This window comes from Streptococcus oralis (assembly GCF_003944215.1).
GTDB classification, from domain to species: Bacteria; Bacillota; Bacilli; order Lactobacillales; family Streptococcaceae; genus Streptococcus; species Streptococcus oralis_BI.
The window spans coordinates 1-706 of record NZ_RJVZ01000040.1 but is presented as its reverse complement, the minus strand read 5'-3'; the positions used below and the strand labels follow the sequence as shown (position 1 = coordinate 706).

General features: G+C 30.6%; 1 protein-coding gene. It reads right to left on the bottom strand.

What is annotated here, in order from left to right; genetic code table 11:
• Positions 1-17: 17 nt before the first annotated feature.
• Positions 18-706: AAA family ATPase (locus D8804_RS09985; RefSeq protein WP_142999718.1), on the bottom strand; the 689-nt coding region annotated here is incomplete at its 5' end.

Genomic DNA, 706 nt, shown 5'->3' with positions numbered 1-706 from the left:
CCATTAGTCATTATAAATCAATCTCCCAAATTGGCTTTAAAAATTTTATGAATCATATCATTTCTAATATAAGGAATAGCTCCGTACTTACCTTTTAAATAGTTTTTCGCATATCTTTCATCACTACGAACAACGGAACCATTAAATTTATATTCTGAAAGAGCAGTCAAATGACTAATCTCAAGTTCATCTTTTTCTACAAACCAGATTTGGTCCCTTCTTAATAATTCTTGATCAAGAATATTTGAATTATGGCTCGTGATAATTAATTGAGAATGAGTGTTTTCAATATCATTAAAGAGTTCAATTAAATATTTAGTAACTAGAGGATGCAACAATGCATCTGCTTCATCAATTACTAAAATACCTCCTTTTTCTAATACGTTAATAATTGGACCAGCTAAACTTAAGAATACTCTGGTTCCACTAGACTCAAACCTTTCTACATCAAATAGCTTACTATCGACAATCATTCCTTCTGAATCATAGATATTATGCTTTGATAAAAGGCGAGTCGCTTCGTCTCGTACTTCATCAACAATTTCTTTTGGGATTTCTGCATCGGAGTTGCCAAAAGGTTTTATTTCAAGTTTGCGTTGCTTGATATCCAAATCAGTAATATTGAAATCAGCAACCTTGAGTAAATCTAGTACCTTTGATTTATAGCTTTTATTTTCTTTAATTACATTTTTAGTGAATTTAGCAT